Below are 19,672 nucleotides of genomic sequence, written 5' to 3'. Positions count from 1 at the left end.
CGTAATGAAGATACATTAAAAAATAGCAACAAAAATATACTTTAAATTGCGATCGAAAATTCGCTAACCCAATTGCAGAGCTATGGTGGAGAACACAATGCCCGAGACACTCGATATTAGTTCAGTTTTAGAGATCCTGCGACCGGTGCAAGACCCCGAACTGCAAAAAAGTTTGGTGGAATTGAACATGATTCGTAACATTAAAATTGACGGCGGTACAGTCAGTTTTACTTTAGTGCTGACAACGCCTGCTTGCCCGCTGCGAGAATTTATTGTCGAAGATTGCCAAAAAGCGGTCAAAAAGTTGCCAGGAGTCGAAAAAGTGGCGGTGGAGGTGACAGCCGAAACGCCGCAACAGAAGGGAGTGACCGATCGCCAAGGAATAGAAGGAGTCAAAAATATTATCGCCATATCCAGCGGCAAAGGCGGCGTTGGCAAAAGCACGGTAGCGGTAAACGTGGCTGTAGCGCTGGCGCAAACCGGCGCGAAGGTGGGTTTGTTGGATGCGGATATCTACGGGCCCAACGACCCAAATATGTTGGGTTTGGGAGACGCGAAAGTGATGGTTAGGGACGGAAAAAGCGGGGAAAGCCTCGAACCGGCCTTTAATTACGGTGTCAAATTGGTGTCGATGGCGTTTTTAATTGACAAAGACCAACCTGTAATTTGGCGCGGGCCGATGTTGAACGGGATCATCCGGCAGTTCCTCTATCAAGTGAATTGGGGCGATTTAGATTATCTGATTGTCGATATGCCTCCGGGTACTGGAGACGCACAGTTGACAATGGCGCAAGCGGTGCCGATGGCTGGTGTGGTAATTGTGACGACTCCGCAGACGGTGGCTTTGCTGGATTCCCGCAAGGGGTTGAAGATGTTCCAGCAGTTGGGAGTCTCGGTATTGGGAATTGTGGAAAACATGAGCTATTTTGTGCCGCCGGATATGCCTGACAAGCAATATGATATTTTCGGTTCCGGTGGCGGGGAAAGGACGGCTGCGGAGTTGGGAGTGCCGCTGTTAGGCCGCATTCCGCTGGAAATTCCGCTGCGGGAAGGTGGCGATTCCGGTGTGCCGATTGTGGTGGGACAACCGGATTCTGCTTCGGCGAGGGAGTTGCGGGCGATCGCGGGTAGGATTGCTGGTAAGGTTTCCGTAGCAGCCTTAGCCTAACAAAGTTAGTCGGGGAGGCATCGGTGCCGAGAAACCGGGTTTTTGTGACGTTTACTTCGTTGCAGCCTGCCGATTCATCAAAAACCCGGTTTCTTGAGTCCCAGCGCCTCCCGAACTAACTTTTAGCCTCCTTCGGGGGATGTTCTTGGGAAAGCAGATGAGGGAGGTTCTGCCTTGGGTTTTAGGCTCAAGTCTCGATCGCCAAAAAACAGTAAACTATAAACAGTCAAACTTAACTTTCAAACAATTATGATTTTTCCAGGTTCGGCAGTTCGAGTTAAAGATAAGGGCGAGATTTACTACGGCTTTCAAGGACTTGTCCAGCGAGTTACCGACGGGAAAGTCGCGGTATTGTTTGAAGGCGGCAACTGGGACAAGCTGATCTCGTTTCGGCTGTCGCAGTTAGAACTTGTGGATGCTACGGCTGGTCGGACGAAGTAGCCATTGGTCATTAGTCATTGGTCATTAGTCATTAATCTGAAGAGAATTGAGAATTGGGAATTGGTAAGCTAACCAAAATCTGAACACTCACGGAATAAGCTGTCGCGCATTGAGATTGTATATTCAGGACGTGCTTTGAGACCCACCCACTCACAGTTAGATTGTTTGTTTGTAGACAATTGAAATGCTCAAAAACCGATAGTTAATAAGTAACAGAAAACCAATGACTAATGACCAATAATTAATAACCAATAACAATAACCAATAACCAATAACCAATAACCAATAACTAATAACCAATAACTAATAACTAATAACTAAAATTATGCGTTTACCTTTACCCCAATTTGCTACAAAAGAGCGCCATCCCGATCGCATTGCTGAGGTAATCGAGACGGCAACTTCGGAATTTATGGCTCAATGTTTGGAACCGGATGACTTGAGTTTTCCGGTGATGCCGCCTTTTGGAAGTTGGGTTAAGGCGCTGGATGAAGAGTCAAAAAATCAAATCTACGGTGTGGTTTATTACGCGACGACTAGCCCGATCGACTCGGTGCACAGAGCTCGCGCTTTGGGTTTGTCGCTGGAAGAGTTGCGGGAAGAACAACCGCAGATTTTTGCGATGCTCAAAACCGAGTTTCGAGTGGCGATTGTGGGGTTTGAGACTGCGCCGGAAAAGTTCAACGGTAACGGCCCGTCGAGGGGTAAAATTTATCAGTATTTGCCGCCGCGCCCGCCGCAAATTCACCAGGCGGTTTATTGTTGCGAACCGGATGAGGTGATTGATTTTACGGTACAGTTGGATTTTTTGAGGACGCTGCTGGGGGTGACTAATGCGCCGGTGGATGCGCTGGCGGCGGCGACGATTCGGGAGATTTATCAGTTGCGGATGCGCGATCGATCTTGGTTGGTGGAAGCGGGCAGGAATTTGAGTGTTTTGTTGAAGGATGATTACGATCGGTTGAGGGTGATTTTGAGTCAGATTCATCCGTAGAATATGGGATAAGTAAATAGAAAAGTATAATTTTTTATGTGGGTAGAGATAGCAGCGCTAAATCAGATTCCCGAACGGGATATTGTGAAGGTAAAAGTTGAGGATATTTCGCTGATTTTGAATCGCCAAGGCGCAAATGTCACTTGTTACCGCAATGCTTGCACGCATTTAGAATATCCGATCGATATGGGTAAGGTTGATAACGGGCTCATTACCTGTCCGTTTCACAAATTTAGGTTTAAGTTAGATACTGGTAAGTGTTTGAATTCACCGGATTCGCTGGAATCTTATCCGGTAAAAATTGAGGGCGAGATCGTTTTTGTCAATATCGATTAGTCATAATTTACTTGTTTTCTGAATCACCAGCGCCCAGCCAAGAAACCCGGTTTCTGCGACAATTTATATCAAATCCTCTCTTCATCGGAATGATTCAGATATATATTCTCGGACTCTGTGTACTCTGTGTTCTAGCGCCGGTTAAATCACCTGACGATGCAACCGTCCAGATATTAGGCATCCTCACGCCCGATTGAGGAAGAAACCCGGTTTCTAAATCCCTAGGGCCAAGAAACCGGGTTTCTGCGACAATTTAGGCATCCTCACGCCCGAGTGAGGAAGAAACCCGGTTTCTGAGTCAGGGCGCGCGCTTTTCAAACGGTTTCTAAATCCCTAGGGCCAAGAAACCGGGTTTCTGCGACAATTTAGGCATCCTCACGCCCGAGTGAGGAAGAAACCCGGTTTCTGAGTCAGGGCGCGCGCTTTTCAACTTACCGTTTTTGCGCGCCGCTGACGGAGGAAAATCGCCAAAAGCCCGATCGCCCCAACCATCAAAAGCAGCCATTCTTCCGGTTCGGGAACCCCCGAAACATTCAAAGGATTGCTCGGTTTCGTCAACTCCTCCTTACCCGATTCTACCTCGCGTTCAAATCGATCGTTTTTACCTTCCGCCGCCTTTAGCTGCGCTCTTTGCTCGTCATTAACCAACACAATCATCGAAGAATAGGGCGTGACGACTTTAAAAGTTTTAGCAAGCGAGTGCATCGCATCCAATTGAGTCAATTGATTAGCAGTTTTCTGCTTGCTGAGTGCCGTTATTAACTGCCGCGCAGCTATCGGTTTAAAACCTTCATTTTCATCATTAGTTATTTTCGGAACCCCTGCAGCCACCTTCGGAGTTTTGGCATAACTCCAAGCATAACCATCAACAACATTAACTACAGATTTCCCCGACGCCGCCATCGTCGCCACTCGCTGCATTGCTTCTTTGATATCGGTAGAAACTCCGCCGCCACTATCTTGAATCAACTTTAAAGTAGCATCGTCATAGCCAGGGGGCAAACCTCCCAAATGTACTGTCCATAAAGGTGCAGTTAGAGAAACGCTGGTTTTGCGATCGTCCGATAACTCGTAACTGTGGCGATCGCTCACCAAGAATACAGTATCATAACTTCTATTGCCGCGCAACCGTGCAAACTGTTGCAGAATATCCTTAAGTTGAATTGTACCGTAAAACGTCAACTTTTTCGCATCAAAACTGCGTATGTTTTCCACCAACCTCGGCGGCATCCCCGCCGCACTCGACACATATAAATCCACACTGTTTGTGGCTAAAACATTCTTTTTCAACCAATCAAAAGTCTCCTTAAGTTCTTTTTTTTCTGTCGCCATACTCCGAGAAGTATCCAGGATCAAGGCCAACTTTTTAACGTTTGGCAAAAAGTAATTTACATCAATCAGGGGCTGAGCAAAAACAGTATTTTTGCCGGGTAAATTCGCTAAATGCGGTATTGCTTTTGGCGTTGCAACTGCGGGTAAAAATGCTGGAAGCCAAGTTTCTTTGGCCTCCTTACCCTTGTATTTAATCTCCTTTCCAGCGATAACTCGGCGAGTATTTTGATTCCAAAAAATATTGCGTTTTTCAGCCAAAATTGGCATCGCCCAACCCTGTGCTTGTCGCAGGACTTTGTAAGTCAGCCAAAGGTGCATTTCCGTTGGCCCGTTAGTAACCGCAAACTCTCGTTTAGGCGGAACAGGAAAAGCTCGCAAGCGATATTGTTTCGGGCCAATTTGTTCGAGCAAAGCCGGATCTACCCTTTCTCTCACCTGCTCGTTGTAAACTTGCTGGGCGGCACCTCTGGGCGACACAGTAAAAGCAAAACGCTTTTGCAAATCCCCAGTATCGCCCAGCCAAACTCCTGTAACTGCGGCGCTTTCCGGCAGAGAAAAGTAATAAAATACTTCTTGCAAGTTGGGCGTTTGATTTTTGTAAACTTCGTAGATTTGAACGTCAGCCCAATCGCCGTTTTCTTTGACTGTAACTTCTTGGGAATCCAACCATACTTTTTCCTCATTGACATTCAACAAACCAGCCTTAGCTTCTTCCCGGTTAGATGTTGACTGCACCGCGTGTTTTACTGCTTCTGTGTCACCTTTTTGAATTTCTGTATCGAAGAATCCAGCGTAAAGTTTTTCGGCTTTTTTGACATCGGAACTCGAGCCTTGATACAAAAACGGCGACATTAAAATATTATAGCTGTTCTGTACGCTTTTAGCTGCTTGGTCAGGCAGATTTAAAGTATTTTTGTACAGCGAGTAAATGTGGTCATTTTCTCCCACAGTGCTCAGGTAGCGGTAAGGAGACAAATAGGCGTTAACTAAGCCCGATCGAATCATATCAGACTTGGCTAATAAAGTTTGACGCGCCGTCTCGTTAGCTGCGGGAGTTTCCAGAATTTTCATTGCTTGAATTTGCGGCTGCTGCTGCAAAGCTGCGAAAATAGCCAGCCAAGCTGCCATCACTCCCAAGCTGCCCGCGATTGCTTGATTTTTTCCGTATTGCGAAGCAAAACTATTTAATATTTTGCGGGCAGATTGGATGTAGAGAAAGCCATAAAGCGAAGGCATTACTACGAACAAGCTGGAGGTAAAACCAAATAAGATTAAGGATAATGGCAACCACCAAATTATCTCAAATGAACTGTACTTGAAAGATTCTATCAGCGGTGTCACCCAAGCAAAACTAAGAAATCCAACTATTATCACACTTGCGACGGGCAGTGCGTAAAACATCAGCAATGTGGCCGCCCAAATGCCAACTAGCAACATTAAGCTGTGAACTCCTAACTGTATCCAGGCAATTTGTTTTTTGCCAATTAATCCACTTAGAGGTTGCGGTTTGTTTTCAGCATCTTGAGATGTTGAAATATCTTGAATATTTTCTGTTTTTCCCAAATATCCGTAGAGAGTTTCTACTAAAAATCCTGCAATGCACAATCCTATTGTCCAAATGATTTGAGAGCTCGGTGGAGTCAGTTCGCGCAGCAGAAACAGCCTTACTAGGCAGAGCAAAAATAAGGGCGCTTCTACGCCGTAAAACAGGCGCATTAGCTGCAATGGTTGCTTGCGAAAACCCTTGAACCCGATGATTGTAAATACTGTAGGCACTGCTATCAGTGCTGTTAAGGTCAAGGCAAATTCCAGGGGGATAATTCCGTCTATCGTGGCTTGGATTAACGGGATTGCCAGATAGGGCAAAATTCCTAGATAAACTATTGACAAGAATGTCAGGTTCCACAGCCAAAATATTAGCTGAAAAATTATGTTCAATGCCAGCTTAATTTTTTTCATTTTTTGCTATTGTTAAGCTATAATTAACGGTGTTGTGTACGTTTTTAGCAAAAGATTGGACTTCGGAACTTTCGGGGTTTACGGAATTGTCAAAAAGAATTGACACAAGTACCCAAGTATGATTTTTGTGGTTGATGTCGCTGCGGATTCGCTCTAAGAAATTATCGGTTGTTTGCTGGGAAGATTGCAGCCAGTAGGTGGCAGATAGTTGGTTGTCTTTGACAGACAGCCAGCGGGCTGCGATGGCAGGAGTTAGCTGTTTTCTTTCTATGCGGTTGACGGGGATGCCGCTGGCGATAAAGCACAACTCTGGTGCGTGATATGTCTGCCAGGATGTGCTGGCTACGGTTAGCATGGAACCGCGCAAGTTACCGGAGATAAATCTCTTTTTTTCTGTTTTGGTGTCTGGGTAATTGCCGAAGAATTTTTGTTCGCTGGGATTCAGGGGGATTGGTTCGGATATGATTTGTTCGGGAAATTTCAGGGGGGCAATCGCTACTTTTTCGCTTTCTACATGATACAATTGAGAAATTGCTGCCAACACAGCGACGGCCGCAATTAGTCCGGCTTTTGCTAAGGGCTGATTTTTGAGGATTTCTGCATCTGGTTGCGACTCAAGATTAATTTGTTTGTCTGCGGAAATTTTGGGTATTTTTTGCAGCATCAACCAACTCAAAAAACAAGCGCTAATTAAACCGACTATTCCCAGGGGTACGTGCAGGATTTCGGCATAAATTGGCTGTTGAAAAACTTGGGCAACTAATACTAATACGACTACCCGCAAAGCGTTAGCCGAAACTAACATTATGAAGTTGACGGCGCATACTGCTAGCCATTTAAAACCCAATTGACGGCTTTCTAACCAGGTAGCAGCTAGCAAAAATAGTGTCCCTACTAAGAGGGTTTTAATGCCGCTGCAAGGTACGTCTACTTGAGCGATGCCGTTTTCTAAGACGATGATATCGTAGGAAGAAATAGCCCCGATTTGGAAAACCGATAGCAATTTTTCTACTACCTGAGCTGTCAGCACTCGCGCCGGCAAACCCAATCCGTTATTGAGCTGAGTGTTGAATGGTAAAATACAAGCTAGCAGCCCCGCTATTGGCAGGTTTTTTCGCCAAAAGTTTGGCTCTACCATTAAGCCGTACAGCCCGTAGGTTCCGAGGATAAATAGCAGGATGGTAATTTGTTTGATGTCTATTATGCACCCAAGGGCGATCGAGCAAACGCTCGCACCCAACATTAATACCAGCGGATAGCGCCTCACAACGAATTTGGGGGACAATGCGGGCGGGCGAGTTCCCGAACTGAGCGATCGCACTACTAATGCTACAATCAGAAAACTAATTACTATCTTGTACAGTGTCGGTATCTCAACAAACGAGGATAACAGCCATTTAACTGCCGAGATATTGGCAAAAAACCAAGTGAGCGACAGTAAAAAAGGAGCTAACCAAACCAAATTAACCGCAGGATAAGGAGTAACAGAATCTGGAATTCCAGAATCTGGAATATTGGTGCGCTGCATGATACCGCTTGACATTCACGTTGGTGACATCTTAGCTCAGCAACATTGGTAATGCCTAGACCTGAAATTTAAGTTTTGTCAAGCTTTTATTTTTTCTACAGACAAGCTAGCGTTATAATAATTTCAGCGGAGGTAAAAATGAGCGAAAAAAGTCCGGGATACAAAATTGTTAGCGATAACCGACAAGCGCGGCATCTCTATGAAATTATAGAGACATATCAGGTGGGCATCGAGTTGAAAGGAACCGAAGTTAAATCTATTCGGGAAGGAAAAGCGAATTTGCGGGACGGATACGGCTTAGTTCGGAATGGCGAACTGTGGCTGATAAACGTTCATATTTCGCCTTGGAGAAGTGCTAGCAACTATTTTAATCACGAACCAAGACGCACTCGCAAATTGCTGATGCACAAGCAGGAAATTCGTAAACTAATTGGCAAAGTGGAAGAAAAAGGTTTGACTTTAGTGCCGTTAAAAATGTATTTGAAAGGCGGCTGGGTTAAACTCGATATCGGTTTGGGTAAAGGTAAAAAATTGTATGACAAGCGTGAAGATTTGAAGAAACGCGAAGACAAGCGGGATATGGAACGCGCAATCAAGCAATTTTAGTGATTGGACGAATCTTCTCAAAGCCTGTAAAAAACAGGCTTTTAGAGTCCTATCTACATGAGTTATCGTTTATTTGTGTTCGTAATTAGTAGACTTGAGTTACATAAATATTCGCTTTGTTAACCGCAGATTTCAGGCAGATAAACACTGACGGATGCAGATAATTCAATGTTATCTGTGTTTGATTTGAGTGGAACTCAAGTCTAGTGATTAGCGATTAATCATTAGATTTGAATTGCTCTTCATTCTCTTTCTGTTATTGAAATACATCTGCGGTTTTCCCATCGATGGAAGATTTATAGCACTTCTCAAGCGTGGTGAGGTATGCCCATAGCCCTATGCCCCATGCCCTATACAGGATAGTATCTCATCTTTCGCTTGAAAGGCTATATGCAATGAGTCTATTGTCGATCGCCCCACAACTAAGTATTATTACTCACAACATCCGTAGCAGTCAAGGCTCTTTCTCCTTTCAGGCTGAGGGCTTGCGGCTTTTTTCTGGCTTTTTTCTGAAATGATCCGGATAGGTGTTCGAGCCCCGCGAAAAATTAACCTATGCTCGAATACATCTAGGTAGTGGCAGCATTACGCAAGCATTCGGCTGTGGAGTTGCAAACCAGAAATGAGAAATAGGCTCAGGCCTAAGTCAATTCCTAAGATGATGATGTCATGAGGGTGGCAATGAAATACGGCAAACAAATTATCACTTAACTAACAGTGAAAATTTGCCAAAAACGACACCATTAGCTAATATTTTTAATGTCATGAAACAGCCAGGGAAAAAGTATCACCAGTCGAAGTGGGCGGCCTTCCTGCTCATCCTAACAGTAGGTTTTGGTGGTTGGCAATTTGGGTTGCCGGAACTCGCATCACTGTTTAATAATAGAGGTTTGGAAAACTACAAAGCCAATCGATTGGCCGATACTCAACAAGCCTATGAGTTGGCGCTCGTTGTAGACCCCAAAAGCCGCGCAGCTCTTTACAATTTGGGATGGCTTTGCGAAGAGGTGCAAGATTTGCAATGCGCCCGAGAAAAATATCTGCAAGCTGCCAAACTAGGTCTGCCTGCTGCTTACAGCAATTTGGCGAGGTTATATATTCTTGATAATAAAAACTATGCTGCTGCGGTTCACTTGCTGTGGCAAGGTTTGAAAGTAGCTGAGGACGATCGAGTTAAATATTCTTTACTTAAAAACTTGGGATGGGCGCGGCTGAAACAGGGTCGATATTCAGAAGCATTGCAACATCTGGATGCAGCCATTAAGCTTGATAGTGAAGGCCCAGCAACTTATTGCCTGAAAGCGCAAGTCCTAGAAGGGATGAAAAAAACGAAGGAAGCGCTACCGCAGTGGAAAATTTGTCTAAAGTATGCGGATTCTCAAGAGTTCGATGAGGATATATGGATAGGAATGGCACGTCAACGATTAAAAGAGGAAAAAACAAATAAATGAAACGCACATTTTTGCTTTCATCAACCATACTGGCAATTATCACAGTATTGCAGTTCAGTCAAGCCTCAAAAGCACAACCCACTCCTGCAACTGTTCAATCTACAGTTAATGAATCATCCGAAACGCCGTTCAGCTCGAATCAGTCAACGTGGCGGCGTTGCAGTGATAGAAATGGTGGAAATTATCCGTGCCCGAGATTCGTCATGCCTTCGGAGAGCGAAGAATAAAAGTTATTTTCCATGAATTTTGTAGGGTGTGACACCAGCACTTTACATTTGCAGGTATGTAGTATGTAGTAATTTTATGTAGGGTGCGTGCAGCGCGCACCCTACTATTGATCGTGGCTGTATTCGTACAGCTATCAAGTAATATCAAATCCTCTCTTCATCGGAAGAGTAAATTCAGGCGTTGACTGTTGAGTGTTAACTGTTGACTGTTGAGTGTTAACTGTTAACATCATTCCGGTGCAACCGGATTTGACATAATATCATGTCCGGTCGATTGAAAACAAGAAAATTGGATCGCGCGTGCGTCAGTCAGTGTCCGCTCATAGATTGCGGAGACTGACTGATGTACTACGAACCGTTTTTGTGATGGTAATTTACCGGAGATGATATCAAAATCTCGAAGAGCTCCTGCAACCGGCGAGCTTTGACAGAAAGCACTAAAAGAAACAAATGCTTTTTGCAAAAGAACAGATGTTCTGTGCCAGCATTTTTATCTACTCGCTTTCTGTCAAAGCTGAATTTTGCTGCTGCTGCGAGTTCCTGTAAAAACTAGCAATAATCGCCACCATCAACCACCACAGCATATTAACTTCTGGTCTGTACCAAACGGTATCGACAAAACCGTGGGCCATCATGCCGGTTAAAGTTGCGATCGCCGCAATCAACCAAAACCCTTGATTCGATTTGAGATTTGGGGACGCTTCCTCTAAATTAGAGATATTAAATTGCGCGTCGCGCAATTTTTTGATCTGCAACAAACCTTGAGTGACGGTGACAGTCATCAGCCACAGGAAAGACATTAAACCGATAAATCCTGTTTCTACGGCAATTTCCAGCAGCACGGAATAAGCGCTCAAAGCAGTGAATTTCGGCTTCATATAAAGCGGATAAACTTTATTAAAGGCAGTGTTTCCGGGGCCAATTCCGAGAATTGGCCGATCGCGAATCATGTCAATCACCGCATTCCAAACATTAATCCGAAAATTGTTGCTGCTGTCGCCGCGGCCGACAAACATACTCGAAACTCGCTCGCGCAATGGCGCCACCAAAACCACTCCCAAAATTAACGCACCAGCCAAACCTCCCAACCCTAACGGCAGCGCCCAAGTGCGCCAGAACCGAGGCATAGAAGGGCTGTACCAGTACCAAAGCAGCACTAAAAACACCACAAGCAGAGCCACAAAACCGATCCAAGCACCCCGGCTGTCGGTGTAGCGCAAACACGCGCAATTCACCACCAGCATCGTCAAGGCTAAAAGTTTTGTTCCCCATCCTTTCCACACAAAAAGTGCGGCGGCGCTTAAGGCAATTGCTGGCAGCAAATAGGAACCGAGCAAGTTTGGATTGCCCAAAAAGCTGTAAACTCGCGTGAGATCGGCTTGAGTTGATGTCGGATCGTTCCAAGTAGCTAATGGTGGCACTTGATCGATCCACTGTCGCACGCCGTAGAAACTGACTACTAGAGCGACATTTAAATATACTGCAATCAACCAGGAACGCAGGCGGGGGTCTCGCAATATCCGCGCCATGAGGGCAAAAAACAGCAAATACAGCGTTAGCTTGCCCCAACCGACAAAAGCGGCGGCTTTCACCGGCGACATGGCGGTGGCGACGGTGGCAATGCCCCAGTACAGCAGTACCAGCAAGTGAATGGGTGTGAGGGCGATCGTGCGATCGTCAGAAACAGTCAGCAGCACCCAAAATGCTGCACCAGCAGCCATTAACAGCCCCACCAAGGCATTGTTCACAAACGGGCCCATACTGAACGTCAAGGCCAGCAAACCAAAACCCAGAGGCTCCGCCCACTGCATCAGCCAGCTACTTTCTCGCCAACTGCGCGCATTGCCGATCGTCCAATTCAATATATAACTGCCATTTTGCCACTGAGAGAGCGGCAAATTTGCCAGACTTAACTGTTGCCAAACTGAATTCATTTCTATTTTAGATTTGTACTTGGTAATCGGGAATCGGGAATCGGTAATTGGTAATTGGTAATTGGTAATTGGTAATTGGTAATTGGGAATTGGGAATTGGGAATCGGTAATTGGGCAATTCTCCTCCTCCCCCTCTTCCTTCTTCCTTCTTCCTTCTTCCTTCTTCCTTCAGAAACCTTCCAACAACTCCGTAGCATTAGTGCAGGGGAGCCAGAGCACGTAGCGATATCCAGATTCCGGGGTGCCTTGAATCGAGAGTTGGCCGCCTTGAATTTCCACCAACTGGCAGCAAAGCAGCAGCCCCAATCGTTCCCTAGCCCCGTAACCAGCTAACACCGGTGCGGTATCCGCGGCATTCTCGGCCACCAAAGCCGCCAACTCAGAAAACGCCAGCGTTAACCGCTGGGCACTCTGTATCTGTGTCGCCAGTTGCGGTTCGAGTTCCGGGGAAGAGGTTTCGGAGTTCGATCGCCAACCGCTACCTGCTGTGGCCTTCAACAAGTAGTCGGAGTAGAGTTTAGCATGGGGCAAACTTTCTCCCAACCAAGGATGAAAAACCCAAACTCCGATGTTGATACCATCTTCTTTCCGAGAAACGTGGACTCGAATCACGCTGCCTGCCCCAGCCGATTGAATAATGCTAAAAATTAAGTGGTGCAGCATTTGCTGAACCTTATCCTTATCTGCCAACCAGATGCGCGGCCCGGGCCCGATCGTGAAATTAATTTCTTGCTCTCGCCTACTTGCCGCCGGCGACAGGGTTGTCACAACTTGCTGACACAAACCTTCTATATCGACTGCGACTCGCTTCAAGGTGAAAGACGATTCATCGAGATTTGCTAGTTCCAAAATTTCTTCAACTAGCGATCGCAAACACCGACTGCTGTCTTGAATCACGTCGATATATTCTTTTTGCTTGCTCGTCAACGGCCCGTAAATTTCTTGGCTCAACACGCTCGCCATGCCGATGACAGAAGTGAGTGGGGTGAGCAATTCCTGCGCTAAATGATTCAGGAGTTTTACCTTAATTGAGTTAGTAGACAAATCGATAGGTTTGTTATTCATCGGTTATTTTTTGGGGCTTCATTATCGAGCGTTTCATGTCAGAGGGAGTCCTGTTAAACAATTATAATTAAGTTGGTAGTGAGGACTAAAGTCCTCAAGATTTTAAGAGGGGGAGAGCAAACAACTTTATTATGAGTGATTAACTGGCGAGTATTGCTGGCTTGGCTAAAAGCATTTTTTTGTGATAGTGGGAATTGTCGCGAACACAACACAGGTTATACGAGTCCGTGCGAACACCTCAATAACTCGCACTACACAAGTTGGCGGACAGATGCTCCCATTAACCTGGACTTGATATTAGGGGTTTATTATACATCTTTCCCACGTTTATAACAACTTGTTTGCTTCAGGAATCTCAAACTGACTAAGAAAGGAAATGCAAGACATCGTTTTTCTCAAACAGGTGAGAAATTAGTCGATTTGAGATTTGAAATTTGAAACTTTAGATTTAGGAATTGAAGAATTGAAGAATTGAATAATTGAATAATTGAGAAATCGATCGGTCAATCCGTCATTTTGGGTTCTAATTGCTATTGACTTCTTGCTGCTTGGGGTTATGATTAATTAAGATTTAATCATTGCTTCTAAAGCTGATTGCAAATCTTGAGTGAGTTCGGCAACTGCTAACCGACGGCTGGTTTGATATCCCTGCCAGCGATCGCCCACGGAGAGCGGTTCGCCCACGGTCATTTTCACCTGCTGTTTGCCCAAAGAAGGTCGCCCGAAAGGATTTCCGCCTTTGATGCGAGTCAGTACGTCCCACAGCAGTAAAGTTGTTTCTGCCAAACGTTCTGCGGTGAGTTTTTCTTGGACGTACCTGCCGGTAACGGAGACGAAACTTTCGACAAGTCTCATGTGCCACATCCGCAGACTTGCTTCTTCGGCGAGGCGATCGGCTAATCCTCTTTCTAAGGGACAAAGTGCTGCAATATCTTTGATATCTTCTCGATAAATATAGTCCCAGCCTGCTTGTTCCAGACGGCGACAGCGGTCTATCAAACTACCTTTGGGCTTTAAGTTAAAATATTCTTCTGCTACTTGCAAAGCCACGTCTAACAGTGCTGTCAGTCTAGCAACCATCACTTCATTGCCCGAATCGTTGGCAGTTGTGTCTGGTAGCGATAATGATGTTAAAATAGAGGTCGTTGGCTGTATCTTTTTATGATAAAAACGGCTGTAAAACTCGGACATTACTGTTAACAAGTGGCTGCCAAGTCGAATCAGGCGCAGATATTGAAATTTGTAATTTTGGTCTTCGGGATCGGAATTTTCTGCCTCTAAATTGGTGGTGTTGGTGCGGTCTAAGGGTGGGAGTCCGCAATCTATTTCTAATTGAGTTAAAAGTTTTTCTAGGGGTTCCCAAGGCGGGTTGACATAGCGGTATTGAATGCCGATCGGCACAATTAACACTTTTTCCTCAGTACGTCCGGCTTTGAGCAAATCTTCAACGCACCAAAAGCCCATTTGAGCGATTCCCGGTTCGAGGGGGCTAACTATTTCATTGTGGCCGTTGGTAGCGCCTTCTGGGGCGGCGGCGATGGGAAATTGGCTGTTGGCGAATAAATCGCGGGCCGATCGCAATCCGGCGCGATCGATTTTACCGCGAACGATCGGAGTACCGCCGAGGCGAGAATACAGCCAGCCGACTCCAGCACCGGCCCAGAGGGGAATTCCGCGATCGTAGATAAAGTGGGAATGTACCGGAAATTGCAGGGGAATGCCTTTAGCCCGCGCTGTTTGGGGTACGAGTTTCCAAATTAGTTGTCCCAAACAGTAGGGATCGTCGGAGTTTGGGTGGCGGAAGGCCAGCAAGAAGCGAACTTTCTGATTTTGAAATTGGTGGAATAGTTCGGCGAGGGTTTCGACGTTTTCGGCTTGAATGTGGCTGATATTCGTCCGAAATCGCAGCCAGTAGGGGAGTATTTGCTGAGTGCCCCGGACGATTAGGGGGTTGTAGGCTGGGGGTATGAATTCTAGGGGCGGCTGAACTTGGTGAATTGAGTTGGCCATTTTGTGATTTTAAATTTGAGATTTGAGTTAAGGTTGTGTGCGATCGATTGACTGAAATCAGATTCCGCACGAGCGATCCGTTTTTGTTATGGTAATCGACCCGACAGGATCTGAGACGGCGGTTTCAACAGCCGTACAGAAACAAAACCCGCCTGCGCGGGTTGAAGAGCAATTTCCCCTAAATTCGTAAGTCGAAATTCGGGTGAGATTGCTAACTTAAGCTTATTGGTCGATCGCCACCAGTGCATAACTCCTCTCGCTAAGATTTTGGCAATCCAAAATCTCAAATCTCAAATCTCAAATCCTATTGTGCGGGTTCAAGAATCACTTCTTGGAAGTTAATCACATCCGATCGCGGATCGCAATGTGTGACTTTGACTTCTAGCCGATCGCCAATTTCGACCGATCGACCAAATCGCATCGCCAATTCTAAGCCCAATTCTTCCAATAAAATCAATGCGAGATTGCTATCTTCCCTCAACCAGCGCAGCATTAAAGCTTCCCAAACTCGATCGGGATTGCGCCGCAAATATTCCAATCCCCAATAGCGGTTAGTTTGGCGTTCGACGGTAGAAGCTTCTCTGACTGCGGTGCCGAGACACATCACAATATCCTGTATTTCTTGGGCAGAAAAAGGCAGTGGTTCGCCTCGCAGGTGGGCTTTAATTTGGAAGTGAGCCAGCAAGTCGGTATAGCGGCGGATGGGAGAAGTAACTTGAGCGTACAATTCCAAACCCAAGCCTGCGTGACGTCCGGGGGTCAAGCCCATTTCGCTGCGGGGCATACAGCGGCGCACGGCGCAAGCGCGGGCGGGGCCTGCGGGTACGGCCAGCAGTTCTTCATCGGGGGGGAGTTCTGGCTGGGGCTGATAGCGGTAGGGTATTGGCAGGCTGTGAGTTTGACCGTAGCGGGCGGCGACTTCGCCAGCTAAAATCATCATTTCAGCTACTAGCATTCGGGCTGTGGAGTCGTCGATGACGTGGATGTCGATGTCGTCGCCGTGGACTTTGATCACGGATTCGGGCATGAAAATGTTGATTGCGCCTTGGACTTCGCGCCATTTTTGCCGCAGTTTGGCCGCAATGGCGATCGCCTCTATTTCCGGTTCTGCTTCGATTCCCAACTCCAGCATTTCGTCTACATCATCGTAGGTTAAGCGGTAGGTTGGTTTGATCTTGCTGATGTGGATGCTGTAATCTTGGGCCGCGCCGATTTCGTCTAAGGTGACGCTAAAACTGAGGGCGTTGCACTCTTTGCCTTGAACTAAGCTCATCGGCCCGGCTGCCAATGCTGAGGGAAACATGGGAATCATGCCGGTGGGCAGATAAACTGTAGTGGTGCGCTTTCTGGCTTCGAGGTCGAGTTCGTCTCCGGGGGAAAGCAAGCTGGTGGGATCGGCAATGTGTATCCACAGCCGCTGCTGGCCGTTTTCGAGGAATTCTAAGCTTAGTCCGTCGTCGATTTCGGTGGTGCTTTCGTCGTCGATCGTGTAAACCTTGAGGTGAGTTAAGTCGAGACGGTTTGTCTCCGAGTCGGTTGGGGGATTTTCTAGGCAGCTTTGGGCCACTTCTAATACCTTTGCGGACAATTGTAGAGGAATTTGGCTGCGCCGCAAAAACAGGTTTTCGTGGGTGCTCCACAGGCCGAGATCGACTAGGAGTTGAAATGCTGCTTCGGGGTTTTCGGAGCGTTCTAAGCTGGCTAAAGTTTCTAAGGCCGGGGTGCGGTGCGTGGCTTCTTCTCCGAGGGTTGCAAAGCGTTCTAGGGCGTCGAGGCGAGTTCGATCGCTATTAATCCACTCGACATTTTCCCCAGCCAGCCGCTGTTTGACTCGATCCCAAAATCCTTGGGATTCTTGGTGTCGCTGCTGTTCTACTTCTTGCTGGTGTTTGATTTCGGCTACTTGGGCGGCCGATCGCGGTTCGTAACGATCGCCCTTTTGTTTGAAATACAGTTTGTCTGTTGAGAGCAAACAGTATGCTGCGTAGCACTGGGCCGGAGTGCGATCGGAAAATAGCAGCATGGCGAGGGATTCGGGATCTGTGCTTTCTCCGTCGCCCACTAGGAGTTCCCAAGCGACTTCTAAACTCGACGGATCTGAGTAACCTTCTACTTCTTTAAGAAATTTGGCAATGTCGGAGGGTTTGTAACTTTCTCCGACTGCTTCGTAGCTGATTTGTTTGGGCGGTATGCTGTGCGGTTGGCCTTTTTCGTCTACCACTACCCAGTTTTTCTTGCCGTCGGGGCGATCGGCAACTGCCAGACGGCGATCGCCGTGCACTCTAAATTCTACTAACGTTCCCTTCTCCACTTGCCAGCTTTATTAATTTTTATTGGAATATTTCACTCTTGCTATTTGTCTGGTTGCGATCCGGGGATTTTAGATTTTGGATGTTTATCTTTTTTACATCTCTTGTTAAAACTAACATCTAAAAAGTTGGGCTTTTTGTGCTTTAATTTTTAACTTTTTAGATTTTGATTAAGACTTACGCTGCACCGACTAAATACCCAATCTTGCGCTCGATTAGCGATTCTCGCTTGCGACAAAAAGACGTTGTTTTCGCGTAAGTCCTATCTTTCCAAAATCTAAAATCTAAAATCCAAAATCGAATTAGCCTTCTTGATTTACGAAGGGCATCAAAGCTACAATTCTTGCTCTTTTGATGCTTCTGGTCAAATCTCGCTGCTGTTTTGCTGTCAAACCGGTAATCCGGCGGGGCAGTATTTTACCGCGTTCTGTGACGTATTTTTTGAGCAACTCGACATCTTTATAGTCGATCGGGTCTCCTGGTTTGATTGGCGAAACGCGCCGGCGAAAGTAAGTCATGGTTCTTTGTTTGTTTACTGTTAACTGTTGACTGTTGACTGTTGGCTGTTGACTGTTGACCGATCGCAACTGACAACTGACCGATCGCAACTTACGGCTGACTACTTAATCTCTTTGTGGGCAGTGTGCTTGTTGCAATGGGGGCAGAACTTTTTGAGTTCCAGCCGCGCCGTCGTGTTGCGACGGTTCTTGGTCGTGGTGTACCGAGACACGCCTTTGGAGCGTTTGCTCGCGTTTGTTCGGCACTCAGTACACTCTAGAGTAATTATGATCCGGACACCTTTAGCCATAATTCTAAATAAATTTCGACTAATTTAAACACAATTTATTATCGTCTCACACTGGTCTGCACTTGGTCAAGTAATCTTCTAACTTTGATGTCGAGGGAGTAGCCGCGCTTGCTACCGATGACGATCGTCTTGCCGAGTCGATCGTGAAAAGTTTGGGGAAACCGGGCGGTGTCGATGAAAGCAGTGCTGCAGTCGATCGCCAGCGGCAGCATCAGCAGCAAAACGGCGGCGTTGGTAGATGTGAGCCCGCCTACACCGACCAAGGCTAGGGCGGCGCAAATGCCCAGCAATCCCTCGCGCTTGCAAAGTTTCTGCACTCCGGGAATCCGTTCGAGTCTAACATCAATAATTTTCATGTCCAAGGCCCAGCGCCCGAGACTTTGACCGTGGTTTTTCCTGACAATGGGTACGCGCAGGAGCATCCACAGCAGGAAAAAAAAGATGGTTTGGACGATCGGATTTCCGCCGAGAAGCAAACAGGGCAGCCAAACGGCAATTGCGTCGATGCAGAAAGCAGCAGCGCGACGGCCGATCGATACTTTCGGAAGCAAGGGAACTAAATCGGAACTCATGGGCCAAAAAGAATTACTTTGAAATGCGTAAGTCTTGTTTCTATCATAATCCAAATCAAGGGGCTTGCAGCCGTAGGGCATAGGGTCAAGGCGCAGCTACATATTAATAAACCTCATCATGGCTTCCAATGTCAACCAAGACAATTAAATCATCACCTGTTGTAGCATCTTTTTTGAAAGCAAAAATGATTCGACAATCATAAGCTACTGAACAAGACCATAAACCGTTCAATTTTACCGTTAACTTATGAGATTTTAAAGCCGGATTAAAAGGATCATCGCCCAACAATTCTAAAACCTCTAATATCTGGTCTTGTAATTGCTGATTTTTTTTGATTAATCGCTTAAAACTTCTTTTGAAAATCGGATCGGTTGTTAAAATCATTCCTCCTCCTCCAATAAATATGACTTCAACTCTTCAAAAGTTCCTCTCATGGCTGTTCCCGTCTCTACAGCCTTAAAAACCTCTTGAGCATTCGCCAAAATTTCAGCCCGCCGATTTTCAATCCGTTGCTTGCGGATCAACTCAAACAACCGATCCTGATCTTCTATTGATAAACTTTGAACCTGATCGATAATTTCTTGTAAAGTCATCATACAGCCTCCTTTAAAGTAAAAATGACGCAATATTTCGCCTCCGCCAAAACCCGATCCTTAATCAAACGACTTAATCCTTGTTCCGTCATAATATCTACCTTACAACCTAGTATATCTTGCAAATTCATCAAGAGCATCGCCTGGGAAACAAGGCGAATTTTTCTGTAAATCATAATCCACCAAAAGGTCAATATCGCTACTATCATCGACAACACCCCGCGCCGCCGAACCAAACACCCGTACATTAAACGCCCCATGTCGCAGCGCCACCTGCAGGATATCCTCGCGCTTGGATTGTAATAACTGTTGTAGTTTCATCATACAATTTCCTCAAG

General features: G+C 46.2%; 20 protein-coding genes. 7 read left to right on the top strand and 13 right to left on the bottom strand.

From position 1 onward, the window contains the following. Positions 1–97 precede the first annotated feature (97 nt). From AACV78_RS13810 to AACV78_RS13795, 4 genes are all read left to right on the top strand, one after another. Positions 98–1,168, top strand: a complete 1,071-nt coding sequence (locus AACV78_RS13810; protein WP_194010694.1) for an Mrp/NBP35 family ATP-binding protein — start codon at positions 98–100, stop codon at positions 1,166–1,168. Between the two features lie 249 nt (positions 1,169–1,417). Then, positions 1,418–1,609, top strand: coding sequence for an NAD(P)H dehydrogenase subunit NdhS (locus AACV78_RS13805; protein ID WP_194010695.1), 192 nt, complete (start codon positions 1,418–1,420; stop codon positions 1,607–1,609). Between the two features lie 325 nt (positions 1,610–1,934). Then, positions 1,935–2,603: an HAS-barrel domain-containing protein gene (locus tag AACV78_RS13800; RefSeq protein ID WP_194010696.1), complete on the top strand. Its 669-nt coding sequence runs from the start codon at positions 1,935–1,937 to the stop codon at positions 2,601–2,603. A 36-nt stretch (positions 2,604–2,639) separates the two neighbouring features. Further along, positions 2,640–2,939, top strand: coding sequence for a Rieske (2Fe-2S) protein (locus AACV78_RS13795; protein WP_194010697.1), 300 nt, complete (start codon positions 2,640–2,642; stop codon positions 2,937–2,939). A 426-nt stretch (positions 2,940–3,365) separates the two neighbouring features. On the opposite strand, the gene AACV78_RS13790 is transcribed toward AACV78_RS13795, so the two are convergent. Both AACV78_RS13790 and xrtO read right to left on the bottom strand, forming a co-directional pair. Then, the gene (locus AACV78_RS13790) at positions 3,366–6,230 is read right to left on the bottom strand and encodes a TIGR02921 family PEP-CTERM protein (protein ID WP_194010698.1); all 2,865 of its coding nucleotides are present in this window, start codon (positions 6,228–6,230) and stop codon (positions 3,366–3,368) included. After that, positions 6,217–7,773, bottom strand: coding sequence for an exosortase O (xrtO, locus tag AACV78_RS13785; RefSeq protein WP_228042239.1), 1,557 nt, complete (start codon positions 7,771–7,773; stop codon positions 6,217–6,219). The genes AACV78_RS13790 and xrtO overlap by 14 nt, the downstream gene beginning before the upstream one ends. 123 nt (positions 7,774–7,896) lie before the next feature. Between xrtO and smpB the strand changes: the two genes are divergently transcribed. The 3 genes from smpB (at position 7,897) to AACV78_RS13770 (ending at position 10,042) form a co-directional block, all read left to right on the top strand. Continuing rightward, positions 7,897–8,364 carry an SsrA-binding protein SmpB gene (gene smpB / locus AACV78_RS13780; protein WP_193971280.1) on the top strand — a complete coding sequence of 156 codons (468 nt, stop codon included), beginning with the start codon at positions 7,897–7,899 and terminating at the stop codon, positions 8,362–8,364. Positions 8,365–9,089: 725 nt separating this feature from the next. Continuing rightward, positions 9,090–9,815, top strand: coding sequence for a tetratricopeptide repeat protein (locus AACV78_RS13775; protein ID WP_194010699.1), 726 nt, complete (start codon positions 9,090–9,092; stop codon positions 9,813–9,815). Further along, complete coding sequence (locus AACV78_RS13770; RefSeq protein ID WP_255512971.1) at positions 9,812–10,042, top strand: Osc7112_2153 family protein; 231 nt, start codon at positions 9,812–9,814, stop codon at positions 10,040–10,042. Before AACV78_RS13775 ends, AACV78_RS13770 begins: the two co-directional genes overlap by 4 nt. 494 nt (positions 10,043–10,536) lie before the next feature. On the opposite strand, the gene AACV78_RS13765 is transcribed toward AACV78_RS13770, so the two are convergent. The 11 genes from AACV78_RS13765 to AACV78_RS13715 form a co-directional block, all read right to left on the bottom strand. After that, the gene (locus AACV78_RS13765) at positions 10,537–11,976 is read right to left on the bottom strand and encodes an IctB family putative bicarbonate transporter (protein ID WP_194010700.1); all 1,440 of its coding nucleotides are present in this window, start codon (positions 11,974–11,976) and stop codon (positions 10,537–10,539) included. A 2-nt stretch (positions 11,977–11,978) separates the two neighbouring features. Continuing rightward, positions 11,979–12,173 carry a hypothetical protein gene (locus AACV78_RS13760; RefSeq protein WP_194010701.1) on the bottom strand — a complete coding sequence of 65 codons (195 nt, stop codon included), beginning with the start codon at positions 12,171–12,173 and terminating at the stop codon, positions 11,979–11,981. Next, complete coding sequence (locus AACV78_RS13755; RefSeq protein ID WP_194010702.1) at positions 12,145–13,041, bottom strand: sensor histidine kinase; 897 nt, start codon at positions 13,039–13,041, stop codon at positions 12,145–12,147. The genes AACV78_RS13760 and AACV78_RS13755 overlap by 29 nt, the downstream gene beginning before the upstream one ends. 564 nt (positions 13,042–13,605) lie before the next feature. Continuing rightward, positions 13,606–15,051: a lysophospholipid acyltransferase family protein gene (locus tag AACV78_RS13750; protein WP_194010703.1), complete on the bottom strand. Its 1,446-nt coding sequence runs from the start codon at positions 15,049–15,051 to the stop codon at positions 13,606–13,608. A gap of 304 nt (positions 15,052–15,355) precedes the next feature. Next, positions 15,356–17,362 (bottom strand): RNB domain-containing ribonuclease, encoded by a 2,007-nt coding sequence (locus AACV78_RS13745; protein ID WP_194010704.1) that lies wholly within the window; start codon positions 17,360–17,362, stop codon positions 15,356–15,358. Positions 17,363–17,662: 300 nt separating this feature from the next. Next, on the bottom strand, positions 17,663–17,878 hold the full coding sequence (gene rpsR, locus AACV78_RS13740) for a 30S ribosomal protein S18 (protein WP_194010705.1): 216 nt from the start codon (positions 17,876–17,878) through the stop codon (positions 17,663–17,665). A 101-nt stretch (positions 17,879–17,979) separates the two neighbouring features. Next, positions 17,980–18,168 carry a 50S ribosomal protein L33 gene (gene rpmG / locus AACV78_RS13735; protein WP_015175916.1) on the bottom strand — a complete coding sequence of 63 codons (189 nt, stop codon included), beginning with the start codon at positions 18,166–18,168 and terminating at the stop codon, positions 17,980–17,982. A gap of 38 nt (positions 18,169–18,206) precedes the next feature. Then, positions 18,207–18,740 carry an RDD family protein gene (locus tag AACV78_RS13730; RefSeq protein ID WP_194010707.1) on the bottom strand — a complete coding sequence of 178 codons (534 nt, stop codon included), beginning with the start codon at positions 18,738–18,740 and terminating at the stop codon, positions 18,207–18,209. Positions 18,741–18,843: 103 nt separating this feature from the next. Beyond that, a complete protein-coding gene (locus tag AACV78_RS13725; protein WP_194010708.1) occupies positions 18,844–19,125 on the bottom strand; it encodes a type II toxin-antitoxin system RelE/ParE family toxin in 282 nt (93 codons plus the stop codon). Continuing rightward, the gene (locus AACV78_RS13720) at positions 19,122–19,337 is read right to left on the bottom strand and encodes a hypothetical protein (RefSeq protein ID WP_228042238.1); all 216 of its coding nucleotides are present in this window, start codon (positions 19,335–19,337) and stop codon (positions 19,122–19,124) included. Before AACV78_RS13720 ends, AACV78_RS13725 begins: the two co-directional genes overlap by 4 nt. 99 nt (positions 19,338–19,436) lie before the next feature. Then, positions 19,437–19,658, bottom strand: a complete 222-nt coding sequence (locus AACV78_RS13715) for a nucleotidyltransferase family protein (protein ID WP_333422224.1) — start codon at positions 19,656–19,658, stop codon at positions 19,437–19,439. Positions 19,659–19,672: the final 14 nt, after the last annotated feature.

Source organism: Tychonema sp. LEGE 07196 (assembly GCF_963890365.1).
Taxonomy (GTDB): Bacteria; Cyanobacteriota; Cyanobacteriia; order Cyanobacteriales; family Microcoleaceae; genus Microcoleus.
Note: the sequence above shows the minus strand (reverse complement) of the source record. Positions and strands in the feature narration are given on the sequence as shown.

Excerpts from the sequence above, each read along its gene's own strand:
- AACV78_RS13810 (WP_194010694.1), top strand. The coding sequence starts at position 98 with ATGCCCGAGACACTCGATATTAGTTCAGTTTTAGAGATCCTGCGACCG.
- AACV78_RS13805 (WP_194010695.1), top strand. The coding sequence starts at position 1,418 with ATGATTTTTCCAGGTTCGGCAGTTCGAGTTAAAGATAAGGGCGAGATT.
- AACV78_RS13800 (WP_194010696.1), top strand. The coding sequence starts at position 1,935 with ATGCGTTTACCTTTACCCCAATTTGCTACAAAAGAGCGCCATCCCGAT.
- AACV78_RS13795 (WP_194010697.1), top strand. The coding sequence starts at position 2,640 with ATGTGGGTAGAGATAGCAGCGCTAAATCAGATTCCCGAACGGGATATT.
- AACV78_RS13790 (WP_194010698.1), bottom strand. The coding sequence starts at position 6,230 with ATGAAAAAAATTAAGCTGGCATTGAACATAATTTTTCAGCTAATATTT.
- xrtO (WP_228042239.1), bottom strand. The coding sequence starts at position 7,773 with ATGTCAAGCGGTATCATGCAGCGCACCAATATTCCAGATTCTGGAATT.
- smpB (WP_193971280.1), top strand. The coding sequence starts at position 7,897 with ATGAGCGAAAAAAGTCCGGGATACAAAATTGTTAGCGATAACCGACAA.
- AACV78_RS13770 (WP_255512971.1), top strand. The coding sequence starts at position 9,812 with ATGAAACGCACATTTTTGCTTTCATCAACCATACTGGCAATTATCACA.
- AACV78_RS13765 (WP_194010700.1), bottom strand. The coding sequence starts at position 11,976 with ATGAATTCAGTTTGGCAACAGTTAAGTCTGGCAAATTTGCCGCTCTCT.
- AACV78_RS13760 (WP_194010701.1), bottom strand. The coding sequence starts at position 12,173 with ATGCTACGGAGTTGTTGGAAGGTTTCTGAAGGAAGAAGGAAGAAGGAA.
- AACV78_RS13755 (WP_194010702.1), bottom strand. The coding sequence starts at position 13,041 with ATGAATAACAAACCTATCGATTTGTCTACTAACTCAATTAAGGTAAAA.
- AACV78_RS13750 (WP_194010703.1), bottom strand. The coding sequence starts at position 15,051 with ATGGCCAACTCAATTCACCAAGTTCAGCCGCCCCTAGAATTCATACCC.
- rpsR (WP_194010705.1), bottom strand. The coding sequence starts at position 17,878 with ATGACTTACTTTCGCCGGCGCGTTTCGCCAATCAAACCAGGAGACCCG.
- rpmG (WP_015175916.1), bottom strand. The coding sequence starts at position 18,168 with ATGGCTAAAGGTGTCCGGATCATAATTACTCTAGAGTGTACTGAGTGC.
- AACV78_RS13730 (WP_194010707.1), bottom strand. The coding sequence starts at position 18,740 with ATGAGTTCCGATTTAGTTCCCTTGCTTCCGAAAGTATCGATCGGCCGT.
- AACV78_RS13725 (WP_194010708.1), bottom strand. The coding sequence starts at position 19,125 with ATGATTTTAACAACCGATCCGATTTTCAAAAGAAGTTTTAAGCGATTA.
- AACV78_RS13720 (WP_228042238.1), bottom strand. The coding sequence starts at position 19,337 with ATGATGACTTTACAAGAAATTATCGATCAGGTTCAAAGTTTATCAATA.
- AACV78_RS13715 (WP_333422224.1), bottom strand. The coding sequence starts at position 19,658 with ATGATGAAACTACAACAGTTATTACAATCCAAGCGCGAGGATATCCTG.